The sequence below is a fragment of the Roseovarius sp. SK2 genome, from assembly GCF_028807495.1.
GTDB lineage: Bacteria > Pseudomonadota > Alphaproteobacteria > Rhodobacterales > Rhodobacteraceae > Roseovarius > Roseovarius confluentis.
Window position 1 is genome coordinate 666,431 of sequence record NZ_JARAMK010000001.1, and the last position, 13,984, is coordinate 680,414.

21 protein-coding genes are annotated in these 13,984 nt (G+C 61.9%); 8 read left to right on the plus strand and 13 right to left on the minus strand.

Annotated features, from left to right (window positions below):
- The 6 genes from PVV74_RS03360 to PVV74_RS03385 form a co-directional block, all read right to left on the minus strand.
- Positions 1-411, minus strand: a complete 411-nt coding sequence (locus PVV74_RS03360) for a biopolymer transporter ExbD (protein ID WP_274592218.1) — start codon at positions 409-411, stop codon at positions 1-3.
- Positions 374-1,018 carry a MotA/TolQ/ExbB proton channel family protein gene (locus PVV74_RS03365; protein WP_274592359.1) on the minus strand — a complete coding sequence of 215 codons (645 nt, stop codon included), beginning with the start codon at positions 1,016-1,018 and terminating at the stop codon, positions 374-376. Before PVV74_RS03365 ends, PVV74_RS03360 begins: the two co-directional genes overlap by 38 nt.
- A 5-nt stretch (positions 1,019-1,023) precedes the next feature.
- On the minus strand, positions 1,024-1,458 hold the full coding sequence (locus tag PVV74_RS03370; RefSeq protein ID WP_245890387.1) for a hypothetical protein: 435 nt from the start codon (positions 1,456-1,458) through the stop codon (positions 1,024-1,026).
- Positions 1,459-1,849: 391 nt separating this feature from the next.
- Entirely contained in the window at positions 1,850-2,044 is a 195-nt protein-coding gene (locus PVV74_RS03375) for a PLD nuclease N-terminal domain-containing protein (protein ID WP_274592219.1), read from the minus strand.
- A 47-nt stretch (positions 2,045-2,091) separates the two neighbouring features.
- The gene (locus PVV74_RS03380; RefSeq protein WP_274592220.1) at positions 2,092-2,304 is read right to left on the minus strand and encodes a DUF2945 domain-containing protein; all 213 of its coding nucleotides are present in this window, start codon (positions 2,302-2,304) and stop codon (positions 2,092-2,094) included.
- Between the two features lies 1 nt (position 2,305).
- Positions 2,306-2,569, minus strand: a complete 264-nt coding sequence (locus PVV74_RS03385; RefSeq protein WP_274592221.1) for a DUF7218 family protein — start codon at positions 2,567-2,569, stop codon at positions 2,306-2,308.
- A 113-nt stretch (positions 2,570-2,682) separates the two neighbouring features.
- Between PVV74_RS03385 and PVV74_RS03390 the strand changes: the two genes are divergently transcribed.
- On the plus strand, positions 2,683-3,516 hold the full coding sequence (locus PVV74_RS03390) for a formate/nitrite transporter family protein (protein ID WP_274592222.1): 834 nt from the start codon (positions 2,683-2,685) through the stop codon (positions 3,514-3,516).
- A 76-nt stretch (positions 3,517-3,592) separates the two neighbouring features.
- Here PVV74_RS03390 and PVV74_RS03395 read toward each other — a convergent pair whose 3' ends face one another.
- From PVV74_RS03395 to PVV74_RS03410, 4 genes are all read right to left on the minus strand, one after another.
- Complete coding sequence (locus PVV74_RS03395) at positions 3,593-3,886, minus strand: hypothetical protein (protein ID WP_146049958.1); 294 nt, start codon at positions 3,884-3,886, stop codon at positions 3,593-3,595.
- A gap of 297 nt (positions 3,887-4,183) precedes the next feature.
- Positions 4,184-4,387, minus strand: a complete 204-nt coding sequence (locus PVV74_RS03400; RefSeq protein ID WP_103761755.1) for a hypothetical protein — start codon at positions 4,385-4,387, stop codon at positions 4,184-4,186.
- Positions 4,388-4,458: 71 nt separating this feature from the next.
- Complete coding sequence (locus PVV74_RS03405; protein WP_274592223.1) at positions 4,459-5,433, minus strand: DNA topoisomerase IB; 975 nt, start codon at positions 5,431-5,433, stop codon at positions 4,459-4,461.
- Positions 5,434-5,452: 19 nt separating this feature from the next.
- On the minus strand, positions 5,453-6,181 hold the full coding sequence (locus PVV74_RS03410) for a Crp/Fnr family transcriptional regulator (RefSeq protein WP_274592224.1): 729 nt from the start codon (positions 6,179-6,181) through the stop codon (positions 5,453-5,455).
- A gap of 75 nt (positions 6,182-6,256) precedes the next feature.
- On the opposite strand from PVV74_RS03410, the gene PVV74_RS03415 reads away from it, so the two are divergent.
- Complete coding sequence (locus PVV74_RS03415) at positions 6,257-6,658, plus strand: hypothetical protein (RefSeq protein ID WP_103761758.1); 402 nt, start codon at positions 6,257-6,259, stop codon at positions 6,656-6,658.
- A 70-nt stretch (positions 6,659-6,728) separates the two neighbouring features.
- A complete protein-coding gene (locus PVV74_RS03420) occupies positions 6,729-6,899 on the plus strand; it encodes a DUF1328 domain-containing protein (protein WP_103761759.1) in 171 nt (56 codons plus the stop codon).
- 172 nt (positions 6,900-7,071) lie between these two features.
- On the opposite strand, the gene PVV74_RS03425 is transcribed toward PVV74_RS03420, so the two are convergent.
- The gene (locus PVV74_RS03425; RefSeq protein WP_103761760.1) at positions 7,072-7,881 is read right to left on the minus strand and encodes a response regulator; all 810 of its coding nucleotides are present in this window, start codon (positions 7,879-7,881) and stop codon (positions 7,072-7,074) included.
- A gap of 126 nt (positions 7,882-8,007) precedes the next feature.
- Between PVV74_RS03425 and PVV74_RS03430 the strand changes: the two genes are divergently transcribed.
- The 5 genes from PVV74_RS03430 to PVV74_RS03450 all read left to right on the plus strand — a co-directional run bounded on the left by PVV74_RS03430 (position 8,008) and on the right by PVV74_RS03450 (position 12,243).
- Positions 8,008-8,157, plus strand: a complete 150-nt coding sequence (locus PVV74_RS03430) for a NepR family anti-sigma factor (protein WP_245890388.1) — start codon at positions 8,008-8,010, stop codon at positions 8,155-8,157.
- Complete coding sequence (locus tag PVV74_RS03435) at positions 8,154-8,702, plus strand: RNA polymerase sigma factor (protein ID WP_103761762.1); 549 nt, start codon at positions 8,154-8,156, stop codon at positions 8,700-8,702. Before PVV74_RS03430 ends, PVV74_RS03435 begins: the two co-directional genes overlap by 4 nt.
- Complete coding sequence (locus PVV74_RS03440; protein WP_146049959.1) at positions 8,695-10,434, plus strand: sensor histidine kinase; 1,740 nt, start codon at positions 8,695-8,697, stop codon at positions 10,432-10,434. Before PVV74_RS03435 ends, PVV74_RS03440 begins: the two co-directional genes overlap by 8 nt.
- Positions 10,434-11,927, plus strand: a complete 1,494-nt coding sequence (locus PVV74_RS03445; protein ID WP_338020414.1) for a phospholipase D family protein — start codon at positions 10,434-10,436, stop codon at positions 11,925-11,927. Before PVV74_RS03440 ends, PVV74_RS03445 begins: the two co-directional genes overlap by 1 nt.
- A gap of 118 nt (positions 11,928-12,045) precedes the next feature.
- Positions 12,046-12,243: a CsbD family protein gene (locus PVV74_RS03450; RefSeq protein WP_103761764.1), complete on the plus strand. Its 198-nt coding sequence runs from the start codon at positions 12,046-12,048 to the stop codon at positions 12,241-12,243.
- Positions 12,244-12,288: 45 nt separating this feature from the next.
- Here the strand turns inward: PVV74_RS03450 and PVV74_RS03455 are convergent, their stop codons facing one another.
- Together PVV74_RS03455 and PVV74_RS03460 are read right to left on the minus strand one after the other, a co-directional pair.
- Positions 12,289-12,999 carry a gamma-glutamyl-gamma-aminobutyrate hydrolase family protein gene (locus PVV74_RS03455; RefSeq protein ID WP_274592225.1) on the minus strand — a complete coding sequence of 237 codons (711 nt, stop codon included), beginning with the start codon at positions 12,997-12,999 and terminating at the stop codon, positions 12,289-12,291.
- Positions 12,996-13,970 (minus strand): amidoligase family protein, encoded by a 975-nt coding sequence (locus PVV74_RS03460; protein WP_274592226.1) that lies wholly within the window; start codon positions 13,968-13,970, stop codon positions 12,996-12,998. The genes PVV74_RS03455 and PVV74_RS03460 overlap by 4 nt, the downstream gene beginning before the upstream one ends.
- Positions 13,971-13,984: the final 14 nt, after the last annotated feature.

Sequence of the window (13,984 nt, forward strand, 5' to 3'; positions counted from 1 at the left end):
TCAGGACCCCAGCACGCTGATGCTGACGCGCTCGATGCCGCGCAGCACGACCAGAAGATCGGTCAGCCGTTGTGACGTCACGCCGTCACGCAGGCTGACGACCACGGGCCGGGCCTCGTCGCTCGGCGGCATCTCGGCAAAGGCGGCACTCAGCCCTTCGATCTCCATATCCTTTCCATTCAGGCTCAAGCCCTCGTCGCTCAGGCGCAGAAAGCTGATCTTGGCCTCGCTGCTGCCACTGCCGCCCGCCCCGGCGGCGGCCAGCTCGACCTCCGCAAAGCGCGAAAAGGTCGATGACAGCATGAAGAACAACAACAGCAGGAAGATCACGTCGATCAGCGACGTCATCGACAAGCGCCTGCGCCGCGAGGTCTTACGCACGGCTCGGCTCCGCCTCGAACTCGGGGGCATGTCCGGCCCGGCCCTGCGGATACAGGACCGTCGAAATCGCCCGCTCCGCCGTGACGCGTTCGCCGTCCATACGGCCCTCGAACCAGCTCAGCACCATCGCGGTCGGCATGGCAACGGCCAGCCCCACGGCGGTGGTCAGCAGCGCCACCCAGATGCCCCCCGCCAGAAGCGACGGATCGACCTGCGACCCGGCCTCCTGCAAGGACTGGAACGCCTCGATCATGCCCAGCACCGTGCCGAACAAACCCAGGAGCGGCGCCAATTGCGCCACGCTATCAAGCAGGCGAAACCCGCCTTCCAGACGGGCAAAGCGCGATTCCGCCTCGGCCTCCAGCCGCTTGACATCTTCCGGACGGGCCGAGAACGCCATTTCGATCACCGGCGCAAGGTAGCTCTTCGATTGCTTCAGCGCCGCCAGCGCCGCCGCAAGATCGCCCTCGTCCCAGGCCGCGACCGCATCCTTCAGCGCCTTGTGCCGTCCGACACCGGCCGCCGAGAACTGCCACAGCTTGTAAAGGACCGTCGCCAGCGTGATCACCGACACCGCCAGCAGGATAAGAACGACCGGACCGCCCAGATCGGCGACCTGGCGCAGGCTTTCCAACATCCCGTTCATCCCGTCACCTCGATATCGGTCCGCGTGTCCAGTTTAAGGTCGGTCGCACAGGCGCTTTCCGGCAGGTCCGCCGCCTCGCAGGTATGCGCGCCGTTGATCAGCACCTGGCCCAGCCCGTCACAGGCCATGCCCGGCACGGTGAACTGGCGCACCCGCGGGCGCCCTGGCGGCAAGGTTCCGAAATCGAACAGCGTCAGGCGGTCCACCTGCCCCTGGCTATCGAACAGCACGGTTTCATAAACCGCCTTGTCGATCTGGCTCTGATGCCCATTGATCACCAGGAAGGTCAGCGTGCAACTGCCCTCGTTCGCCTTGGTCGCGTTCAGCTCGATCAGCACGGCCTCGCCCAGCTCTTCTTCCTGCGCCAACACGCCTTGTGCCGCCCACAAGCTCGTCACCATCGCAACGACGCCGGTCATGATCCTCTTCATCTCGCGTCTCCTTCTCACGTGATCCACGCCGCGCCCCGCAGGATGCAGGCCGGGCCACGTTTCAAACCAATTCGCGGCGCGGTCAAGCGCCCTCCGACCGTGACTATCGCGGAAAACGAGGGGATTCGGAACGCGGCTTGCCCGCAGATCGCAATTTCGTGCGCATCCCCCGATCTTCTGCCACCGGTGCGTGTGTCGTGCGTCGGCCTGGCAGAAGATGAGACTCGGCTTGGAGACGCGTTGGCGCATATGTGTCACATCCAGATGAGACACTCAATACCCAAACAAATTAATCAGGTATACCCGCCACGCTCGTCTCCTCGCGCAAGCCAGAACGAAAACGGGGCGCACCCATCGGACGCGCCCCGCAAAAATCAACTTGTAAGTACTTTTATACCTTTGAGGTCGACGCGCTGCGAGGACCTGCGATCAGCCAGATGATAAAGCCGATAATCGGCAGGACAATCACCAGCAAACTCCACAGAACCTTCTTGCCGGTCGAGGCGCTCGAGCCGATGATATTCACCAATGCCCAGATATCCAGCACCAGCACGATAAGGCCACCAAGGCCACCAACTTCCAACATTTTTGTCTCCTTTTCTAAGTGTCTAACGCTTCAGTCTCACGTTTGTTTCAGGCTTTGCGCACTTCGCTGGCGCTTTTCAGCACCTCGTGGCCGTCGTCCTGTTCGATCAGGTACGCGGGGCAATCGTCGTCGGCATCCCGCGTAATCTCGGATCCCTTGATCTTGACGGTGGTCTTTTGGGTATAGACCTTCCGGACCTCACCCTGACCGGTGCCGTTGCCCCAGTCCCACTCGACCGTGTCGCCTTGGGAAATTGCCATGTCAGTCGCGCCTCAGCGCATCGATCAATTCTTCTTTCGTCATGTCCGATCGACCTTCGATCCCGACATTCTGCGCCTGGTCGTAAAGCTCGGCTTTCGACCATTGCTCATAGGGCGGGGCTTTGCCGCCTTTCTTCGACGGGGCCATGTTGTCGTTGGCCTGCGCATTGGCGATCCGGGCCGCCTTCGATTTGCTGTAGCCCTTGTCGCGCAACGCCTCGTATGTGTCTTCGTCCTTGATGGACGATCCGTTGGACTCTGCCATGACGGTTTCTCCGAATAATGCTGGGGATAAAACGTCGCGCCGCCCTATTTGTTCCCGCGAACGTGGTGTAACCGCGATATGTGCAGGCAACGTGCCGATGACCGGAGTGGGTAATGTCGAAGACCGATAACGATCTGATCAAGCAGGAAAAAGAAAAGGAAGCCGTCGAAGAGGCAGCGGCGCTGTCACCGCGCCTGATTTTCGAGTCGATCCGCCGCAATGGCGAAGAGGAACTTGAACGCCCGATGACCGCCCTGTGGTTCTCGGGCATCGCCGCCGGTCTGCTGATCTCGTTCTCGGTCCTGAGCGAGGCATTGCTGCGCGCGCATCTGCCCGAGGCCGACTGGGCCTATATCATCGAAAATTTCGGCTATTCGCTTGGGTTCGTGCTTGTGATCATGGCCCGGCTGCAACTTTTCACCGAAAACACCATCACCACCGTTGTCCCCGTGATGATCGACCCATGCGCCCACACCATAGGCCGCACCGCCAGGTTGTGGAGCGCGGTTTTGGTGGCCAATATCATCGGCGCCTTCATCGTCGCCGCCTTCTTCGCCCATGGTGGTGTCCTGACAGAGCCGGTCGCCGCCGCCTTTACCGAACTCAGCGAACACGCCACCAGCTTTCCGCCGTTCGAGGGCTTCATGCGCGGCATCCCCGCCGGTGTCCTGATCGCGGCGATCGTCTGGATGCTGCCGTCCTCCAAGCGCAACGAGATCGGGCTGATCGTGCTTTTCACATGGCTGATCGCCTTGGGCGATTTCACCCACGTGATCGCCGGCTCGGTCGAGATGGCCTACCTGATGGTGCAGGGACAGCTCGATGCCACCCCCGCGTTCGTCGGGTTCTTTCTTCCCGTGCTGCTCGGCAACGTGGTGGGCGGCACCCTGATCTTTACCGTCCTGACCTATGCCCAGGTCATGCCCGAGGTCGACGAGCCCCGCTGACCCGCTCGAAAACGAAAATGCGCGTGACCCTGGCAGGGCACGCGCATCCGTGGCCGTTGAAATCTGTGAGTCGACGTTAGTTATACGACGCGAGCCCGATTTGCGCTTCGCCTTCGTCCAGAGCGCCGCCGTGAATGTCCACGTCGCGCAGCGCATTGTTGCGGTCAAGCACCGTATGCACGCTCAGCACCTTGTTCCCGTGGCTTTTGCCTGGGTCTGCAATGATCGTTTGAAGCTCGGCGCGGGCGTCGCTGTCAAGCGCTGCCATGTCAACAGCAGCCACGTAGTTTTTCAATTCGTCAGCCAGCGGCGCGGCTGTTGCGGCCAACGGCATCGTTCCGATCAAAAGTGATAGTACAAAGCGTTTCATCGTTACTCCCCTCTCATAAGGTTCGACAAATAAACGCCTGTAATCTAATAAGGTTCCCGAAAAATTTAAGCACCGCAGCCTGGGACGGGCTGCGGTGCTGGGCGCGTTTTACGCGCCGCACTGACAGGGGACGGGGGGATGCTGTCAGCGCGTCTCGGCGGCGTCCCGCCCGGTCTCCGAACGTTCACGCCTATGTTCTTGCCGCTTCACGAAAATCGCGAAGCAAAGGATCGCCACGTTTGCGATGATGAACAGCCCGGGGACAAGAATGTCTGCCACGGTACCTGTTTGCATCGCCTAGTTGTTGGTGTCGGAACCGGCTGAGTTCTCCGTGCTTGTTGCAGGTGCTTGCACACCATCGCCGGCTTCTTCACCATCGGTGGCCAGAATGTAGAACACGCCGAACAGGATCGCCGCGAAAGCTACAACCAGAAGCATCCCGCCGAGGGGACCGATATGGCGCTTTTTCTGACGTTCCAAATTTGTTTCGGGTGCGGACATGCTGTCTCCTTGTCGTTTGTCTCACTGCATCAACGCCCCGCGTCGGTGCAGGTTCCAAAAAATGTGCCCGCTCACGAAATAAATTTTATCAGCGCCTCTTCACCCCGCCGGAACCCGTCCGCAGGTGTGCCAATCTTCGGAATGCGCGCGCCATGCGTCCCCGTTTTCAGCCGCGCAAGCTCCAGAACCTCCGGATGTACATAGCTCTTTTGCGCGATAGCCGGTGTATTGTGCAGACGTTCTGCCGCGGCCTCGGCCAGCGCCTTGATGCTGATAGCGTCCGAATGTGCCGCGACCGCGAAAGCGGCCAGCGTTCCGTGCCAGGTGCGCAGCGTCTTGGCCGTGGCATTGGCCTGGCACAACTCGTTCAGCTTTGCGTTCAATTGGTCCGACGACACGCCACGCGCATTGCCCTCCTCGTCCAGCCACGACACCAGCGACGGGCCCGGCAGGTCCTGGCAGGCCTCCATCACCTTGGCCAGCTTCCTGCCGCGCAAGGTCTTTTCCACCTGCTTGCCGCCCTTGCCCTTGAAGGCCAGCGCAATCGCGTCGCCGTCGATGCTCAGGGGCCGCCGCTTCAGCGTGGTCGCCCCATAGGTCCGGTTTTCCTCGGCATAGGCCCGTGACCCGGGCCGAAGCGCCGCGCGGTCGACCAGCGCCAGAACCGCTGCCACCGCGGTGTCCTCGCTGCCCACCTCGCCCGAAAGATGATGGTCGATCCAGCGCCGCAGCCGCGGAAGGCTCTGGCCGAACGCGCCAAGCCCCTCGAACTTGGTCTGCGCCCGTTGCGCGGCCCAGTCGGGATGATACCTGTATTGCTTGCGCGTCCGCACGTCGCGGCCGGTGGCCAACAGATGCGCATTGCCCATCGGCGCCATCCACACATCGGTATAGGCCGGCGGCACCGCCAGCGCCTGCAACGCGCGCCGCTTCTTCGGACAGTCGATCCGCGTGCCGTCGACATTGATGTACGAAAATCCCCGACCGCGCTTTTCGCGGCGAATGCCGGGGTTGCTGTCCGGGTAATAGACCAGCCGCTCTGCCACGGGCGTTATCCTCCATCGTTCAGATTAGAGGACGCGTTGCGAGGGCTCCCGGTTCCACGTTGCCCAGCCGGGCAAGCTCAACTTCTTTGTGAACGACCAGCGCATCGTCCTGCCAGGTGGCCACCCCGGCCTCGCGCAGGCGCGTCAGCGTCTTGTTGGTATGCACCAGCGACAGGCCCACCGCATCTGCCAGGTCCTGCTGGCGATAGGGCAACGGCACACGGCCATTCTCGATCATTTCCAGCGCCCGAAGCCGCTGGAAAAAACGATAAAGCGCCCAGGCCACGCGGGCGACACCGTTCATCTGCCCGACCGTGACCAGCGCTTCGCCCAGCAGCTGCTCTTCTCGCGCGGCCAGGTGTGTCAGGTCAAACGCCCGCTTCGGCTGCGCCTGGAACAGCCGCCAGAAATCCGATCTGTTGAAGACGCACAGTTTCATCGTCGTGGTCGCCTCGACCGAATGCTGCATCTCGCCCATCACGCCGCTTTGCAATCCGACGAAATCGCCCGGCAGCACGAAACCGACCACCTGCCGCCGCCCCTCCGCCATTGTCTTGTATCGGATGCCCATGCCGCTCAACGCGGTGTAAAGCTGGGTCGAAGACGCACCTTCAGCGAGGATCTCGGTCCCCTGTTCGGCGCGCAGTTCCCCGGTCTTGAAGCTCGTCATGAACTCAAGTTCTTCGGCCGTCATCGCGCCGAATAGTTCCAGTTCCCTCAACGGGCAGGTCCCGCAATCGATCGCCATTCTTGGTATATGTCGCAGTTTAATGTGAGCGTCACGATTCTATGCCATGATTGCCTCATACCGAGGGGGTAGTAAATGCAAAAGATTGCGCCGCGCGAAGACCTTGTTCTGGTTTCTTCGCGCAAAATTCTGGAAGCCGCAGACCTTGCGGATTTCGCGAAATCGCGTTCGCTCGGAGAGGTGATCGTCGAAAGCGATACCGAGCGCGCGCATGTCCTTCTGTCGGAAAACCACTTTTCCTTCGCGTTCATCGGCTTGCCCGAGACCGAGCGGCGTGACACGCTACTGTCGGCGCTTGCCGCCGGCCATACTCATATCGTGCTGCTCGACGACGACGGATCCGCGCCGGGGTCATCAGGTGGCATGCGCGTGCTCTCCCGCCCCTTCACTGACGCCGATCTCGAAGGTGCGATCCGGCACGAAGTGGCGCCCGTGGAACATATTTGCACCACAGACCAAACGCCGCCTGCCGCCTGAAGAATATCTGGAACCAGCCTGCCGCCTGATCGTTTGTGTCGCGTAACGAGATCAACAAAGGATCAAGCAGATGCTTCATTGGGCCCTTATATTCCTGGGTGTTGCATTGATCGCCGGCATCTTCGGATTTGGCGGCATCGCATCGGCCTCCGCCGGAATTGCGCAAGTGCTGTTTGTCATCTTCCTGGTGCTATTCGTCGTGGCCATGGTGGCCCGTGCGCTCGGCGGCCGCACACCGTGACCCGACGACCACAACCGACTGACAACATCCTTAAGGGGGTTGACCGAAACCGGCAGCCCCCATTTTCATTCGATCGCTTTGCAGTGCCCCGTGCCAAGTCCTCCAAACGCACGAAAAAGCCCCCCGCACAAATGAACGAGGGGCTTGTGAGCTTGGAAAACTGCGCGGCGGCTCAGGCCTTCAGTGTCTCTGTCGACGAAAAGAACATTGCCTGGCTCACTGCCGAACGAACCTGGTCGGATTGGTACGGTTTCGGGATCAGGAACGCAGGCTCGGGTCCCTCGCCCGTCAGCAGGCGCTCGGGGAACGCGGTGATGAAAATCACAGGGATGTCCGGCGCATTTTCCATGATGCGGTTTACTGCATCGATCCCGCTCGATCCGTCGGCCAACTGGATATCCGACAGGATGAGGCTCGGCGTCTCTTCGTTGAAAAGCTTCAGCGCATCGGTTTCCGTCCGCGCGATGCCGGTGATACGGTGACCCATGTCGCCCACAATGCCTTCCAGGTCCATCGCGATGATCGCTTCGTCCTCGATGATCATCACCCGGCCCGACAGCACGCTCGACATTTCCTCATAGGCAATTTCGACCAGCGACCGCGCTTCGTCCTCGGACACGTCCATGATGATAGCGACTTCGGAGAAAGTGAATTCCTCGATCGTATGCAGCAACAGCGCCTCGCGCGTGTTCGTGGTCAACTTCGACAAATGCGCCTGCGCCTTGGCCTGCAATCCTGTATCGTCGTCTGAAAACACGGCGCCGGACGTTGCCCAGATCGGCTGAAACACCTTGAACAGCGCCAATTTCGGGGAAATAGACGCGTCGAAAACACCACGGTCGCTCAGCACCGCCTCAAGTGTCGCCATCGCATATTGATCGCCCCGCTCCTGCGACCCTGTAAGCGCGCGCGCATACCGACGAAGGTAAGGCAAATTTGCACCGATCTTCTCGCTGAGATCCTCGGCAGTCTTTTCAGTCATTTGATTGCTTCCAGTTTTTTTCTACTATCTTGGAACCTAACGTGTTTGATGGCGTTAGGTTCCAGACACAGTGCACAGATGTCAAACTTAGAGACAATAATGACCCGAGCAAAACGGACTTCAAGTGTGGATACGACCATTGACGAGAATCTGAAACGTGCGTTCGACGATGTGGCCAGTGAGCCTCTGCCGTCACGTTTTACCGATCTGTTGGAGCAACTCAAGACCGAGGGCGCGCCCAAGGGCTCTGATCAGGAATCGGATAACAATTCATGAGCGACCCCCGTGACGAACTGGTGGAACACCTTGGCCCGATGCGGGCTTTCGCCATGAGTCTTACGCGCAACTCTGCGCTTGCAGATGACATGGTGCAGGATGCGCTCGTCAAGGCGTGGACGAACATCGACAAATTCGAGCCGGGCACCAACATGCGCGCCTGGTTGTTCACCATCCTTCGCAACACGTATTATTCGCACCACCGCAAGGCGCGGCGCGAGGTCTCGGACACGGATGGCGAACTTGCCGCGTCCCTGGCCAAAAAGCCCGACCATGACGGACGCCTGCAAATGCGCGACTTCCATACCGCCTTTGAAAAGCTGCCCGACGAACAGCGCGAGGCACTTGTATTGGTCGGTGCGGGCGGCTTTTCCTACGAGGAAGCGGCCGAAACCTGCGGCGTCGCTGTCGGTACGATCAAAAGCCGCGTCAATCGTGCCCGGGCGCGGCTGGTCGAGTTGATGCATCTGGACGAGGATCAGGTCCTGGAAACGACGGACGCGGTCACCGCAGGTATCGTATCGGCGAACAAAAGCGTTGCCTAAGAAGTCCAAAGCCCTGCTCGACGCATACGGAACGATGGTCAACAGGCTGTCGTTCCGTCTTTTTGCGTTGTTGGCGCTTGCGCTTTTCCCCTTGGGAATCATAGCGGTCTACCAAACCGACCAGGTGCTGGACGAAACCGAGAACCTGCGCCGGAACGCGCTCTTCTTCGAGACAACCTCCGCCGCTCGGGACGAACGCGAGCTGATCCAGCAGACGCTGGGTTCCGCCGAAGGGCTTGCCGCACTGTCCATTCTCGACGACGCCCCCGCCTGCCGCGAGGTCATGCGCGAATTCGCGGAAAGCAACACGCACATCGCCTTTGCCGGGTACACCAAGATGTCGGGCATCATGGAGTGCAGTTCCGAGGGCGACGAGGTGCGGGATTTCCGCACGCTCGAGCGTCTTCAGCGCGCGCTCAACGCGGACGGCCCCAGCGTCTATGTCGCGGCCACCGGCTCGGTCACGCAGCAACCCGCGCTGGTCGTCAATCACCCGGTCTACATCGACCGCAGCCTTGCCGGCATCGTCTCGCTCTCGGTGCCGCTGCGCCTGACCTACCAGCCGCTCTCCTCCCGCCGCTTCGATCACGAACTGCGCTTTGTCACCTTCACCAGCGACGGCCAGGTGGTATCGGCCAGCGGTGGACGCGAAAACGCCGAGGATATCCTGCCACGGCTGATCGAACCCAAAGATCTCAACCGTCAGGTCGGCACCACGTTCAACGGCGTCAGCGGCGCGGGCGAAGAACGCATCTATGCCGTGGCCAGCATCTTTCAGGATCAGGTCAGCGTCATCGCAAGCTGGCCAGCCCGCGCCTCCGCGTGGGGCGGCGGGGCCTTGTCCTACTACGTGCTCAACCTGCTCTTTCCCTTCGCGATCTGGGCCGCCGGCCTTGCCTTCGCCTGGTACGAACTGCGCCGCGTCGTGATCCGCCATGTCCGCGACCTGCGCTCGGCCATGCGCCGCTTCGCTCTCGGTCAGCGCGATGGCTTCCCCCTGCGCCTGAAAAACCCGCCCGAGGAATTCGCCGAGGCCGAACGCGCCTTCAACCGCATGGCCATCATCATCGCCGAATCCGAGGCGCGCCAGGACAAGGATCTCAAGGACAAGGAGGTGCTGCTGAAAGAGGTGCACCACCGCGTCAAGAACAACCTGCAAATGATCGCCTCGATCATGAACATGCAGCTGCGCAGCGCCAAGACGCCCGAGGCCAAGTTCATGCTCGCCAGCCTGCAACGGCGCGTGAACGGCCTCGCGATGCTGCACCGCACCCTCTACACCACCCCCGACCTTCTGACGATCGAGGCCAACGAACTGCTCGAGGCGGTGGTGACCGACATATCCACCATGATGACCGTCCCCGGCATCACGATCGAGCGCGACATCGATACCCTGCCGCTTTACCCCGACCAGGCCGTGCCGCTGTCGATGCTTCTGGCCGAGGCACTGACAAACGCACTGAAATACGCCGGTGCGGAAAAGGATGAAACCCCGTCGGTCATGGTGACGTTGAAGGAGCAGGACGACGGCCGTTACAGGCTTGGCGTCACCAACACCAAAGGCCCTCTCAGGCCACAACCGATCCCCGATGTCGAAACCGTCAGCGGTCTGGGCACCAAGCTCATGCAGGCCTTCGTCAGCCAGCTCGAAGGCGAGCAGGAGGTGACCGAGGACGACACGCATTACGGTCTGTACGTTGTGTTCGAAAGAAAGGATTTCGAGGCCCCATAGTGACACATGCTCAGGACGATCCAGACTTCCAGGTGATGATAACCGCGCAGGAAGCATGGCCGGTATTCGAACGGGCCGTGCTTGCCGCCAAGTCTCACGTCGTGGCCTCGTTCCGCATTTTCGACCTGTCGACCCAGTTGCGCAGCGAAGAGGCGCGCAAGATCGGAGAAACGTGGTTCGACCTTCTGGAACACCTTTTGTGCCGCGGCGTACGCATCGACCTCACGGTCAGTGATTTCGACCCGGTCTTCGCCACCGAACTGCACCGCCTGACATGGCGCACGGTGCGGCAGGCGGCGGCGTTGGCGGAAATCTCCGACTGCCCCATTCACAACCTGCGCATCCGCGCCGATCTGCACCCGGCCAAGGCCGGCCGTCTGCCCTGGCTGGCCTTCCTGCCCGCCGTGCTTCAGCGTCGCTCCAAGCGGCTGATGGCGCTCAACGACGACCAGAAACTGCGCGAGGCCGTGCGCCTCGACGACGGCTCTCTGCCAGAGCTGCACACCACCTCGCACCACCAGAAGATCGCGGTGATCGACGACGAGGTGCTTTATGTGGGAGGGCTCGACCTCAACGAGCGGCGCTATGATACGCCCCAGCATGACCGCATCGCCGCGCATACCTGGTCCGACGTGCAGCTTCTCATTCGCGGCGGCCCCGAGCCGAAGGAGGCGGCGCATCACGTCAAGACCTTCCTCACCAGCATCGAGGCCTGCCGCAAGCCCGCGCCGATGAAATACATCCGCCGCACGCTCTCTGCTCAGCGCCCGACCCAGTTGCCCTATGTCTCGCCCAAGACGCTCCTGCACGAGATCGAAGAGGATCACATCCGCGCCTTCAAGCGGGCCAAGGACATGGTCTATATCGAGACGCAGTATTTCCGTGCCCGCGGTCTCGCCAAGCGTCTGGCCAAGGAAGGCCGCCGGCGGTCCGACCTGCACGCAATTCTCATACTGCCCGGCCTGCCCGACGAGGTCGCCTATTCCAGCGAAATCGGCATCGACGCCCGCTATGGCATGTCGCTCCAGCACAACGCGATCGAGATGGTGCGCGACAGCTTCGGCGACCGCATCATCGTCGCCACACCGGTCCAGCCCCGCTTTGCAGCCCGCGACACGATCCAGACCCTGTCAGGCTCACCGCTGATTCACGTCCACAACAAGATCCTCGTGCAGGACGACAGTTTCGCCATGGTCGGATCTGCCAACCTCAACGGCCGGTCGCTCTACTGGGATACCGAGGCCGCCGTGCGCATCACCGACCCGGGCCGCATCCAGACCCTGCGCGACCGGCTGATGTCGCACTGGTGGTTCGAGGACTTGCCCGCAGAGGCGCGCGCGCATGACACCATGTTCCCCTGGTGGTCCAGGAAGATCGCCGAGAACAGCGTCATGAACCCCGAGAATCGCCACGGCTTTCTCGTTCAGCATGACAGCGCCCAGTTGCGCGATACTTGGCTCAACCTGCCCGGCGTGACGGAAAACATCGTCTGATCCGCCACGCGCACCGGAACTCCCGGCGGTCCGTCCGCGTTTATCCAGTAGAGATGAAACGACCGGTCGCCCCACTATCGGGACGGCCTAAACTACTGATATGATAGGAGAAAGAGAGATGGACCAAGATCGCATCGAAGGCAACTGGACCCAGATCAAAGGCAAGCTGCGCGAGATCTACGGCGACCTCAGCGACGACGAGATCGAGGAAACGCGCGGCGAGCGCGAACAGATGATCGGCAAGCTGCAAGCCAAGGTCGGCAAGGACAAGGACGAAGTCCGCCGCGACGTCGACAATATTCTCGCCGGCTTTTGATCCGGTCTGATCCGACGCGAAAGGGCGCCCCAGAGGCGCCCTTTTTCATGCGTTCTCCAGCACCGCCTCCACTTGAGCCCGCGCGTCGCGATAGGCCCCCGCCGCCGCGACCAGCGCCCTGAACAAAAGCCGCTGGCGCCGCACATAGAACAGGTGCTCGGGATGCCACTGCACCCCGACGGCAAACGGATCGGCTTGACGCTCGATGGCTTGGATCATCCCGTGCGTGTCCCGCGCCGCCACCCGAAGCCCGGCGCCCACCGCCCTCACCGCCTGAGTGTGTAGCGCGTTCACCCGCATCAGCTCGGGTCCGCAGATCCGCGCAAGATGTGTTTTCGGCAATACCTCCACGTCGCGCTTGGGCAGGATGGTCTTGATCTTCTCGGCCTTGCCGAACGTCTGCCACGCGTTCTGATCCAGCGTCCCGCCAAAGGCCACGTTCATCATCTGCGCCCCCCGGCAGATCCCCAGAACCGGCACGCCCAGCTCCAGCGCCTCGGTGGCCAATGCCCGTTCCAGATCGTCCCGTGCGCGATCCAGCGTGGCCGACACGCCCAGCACGCCACCATACAGTTCCGGCCCCACGTCATCGCCGCCCCCGATGATCAGCCCGTCCACCGCGCCCAGGTCAGCGGGGCGTCCAACGCCCCAGCGCACGGCACGCGCGCCGGCCAGCCACAGGTTGAACCACACCAGGGGAAAAATCCGCCACCCCGACCGCTGCGAGGTGGTCACGGCGATCAGCGGCCGGCTCATTTCGTGTCACGACCCAGGATATCGCTTGCGATCCGCACCCACGCGCTTTCCCGGCGCAGCACACCGCCCGAGTGCGCATGGTCCTGCCACGCGTCTTCCAGCGCCTCCAGCTGCTCGGTCGCGGCCACCTCTTCGACCAGCCGCCACATCTCCCACGGTTCCTGCAACGACCAGCCCTCCTCGTTGATCCGGCTGTCGGGCAGGCGAAAGTGAAACGCGGGCCGCGCCTTGGTGGAGTGTTCGTCGGGATAGCTGGCCTCGAACAGCCGCGGCAACGCGTGCTTCATCAGCGGCAGAAGGTCCAGCGCATGATTACGCGTCCGCACGTGCGGGTCCATCAGGTCAAGCAGCAACTCCAGGCTATCCGGCTTTTCCTCGACCAGTTCGTCGACCAGCGCCCGCGGCCAGGCATTGACGAATGGCAGCACGCGGCGCGTCACGTCGATGCCGTTCTCGGCGCGCAGGACCGGGTCCAGCAGGCCAAAGGCCCGCACCGTGCGCAACGTATGCGGATCGGCGGGCGCGACCACCTCGACATTCAGATGCACACCGAACCCCAGGAACACCCCGTTGCGCGACCCGCTCGCCCCGGCCTCGCGCAGAACCGGGATCATCGCATCGAACCGCGCGATCTCGTCTGGCGTCAGCGGTGGCGTCACGATCTCGACCGGCACCAGCCCGCGCAGCAGGTCCTTGACCTGCGACCCGGCCAGCCCGTCGCTCTTTTTCTTGCCAAGGGCCGTGTCCAGTTCGATCTCCAGATCGCCAAGCGCACTGCCCCGCACGAACAAAAGGTGAGGGTCGGCGTCGTCCATCTCGCCGCCCAGGTTCTCCTGCAAGATCGACGCCACCCTGCGCTCGCACAAGCCCGAGAATTCCACCTCGATGCCAATGCGGCGTTTGTCGCCTCTCGCATTGGTCTCTATCGGTAAAGGCGCAAAATGATATGCGTCAGCACCCTGCCATGTCATGCAACCTGTTCCAT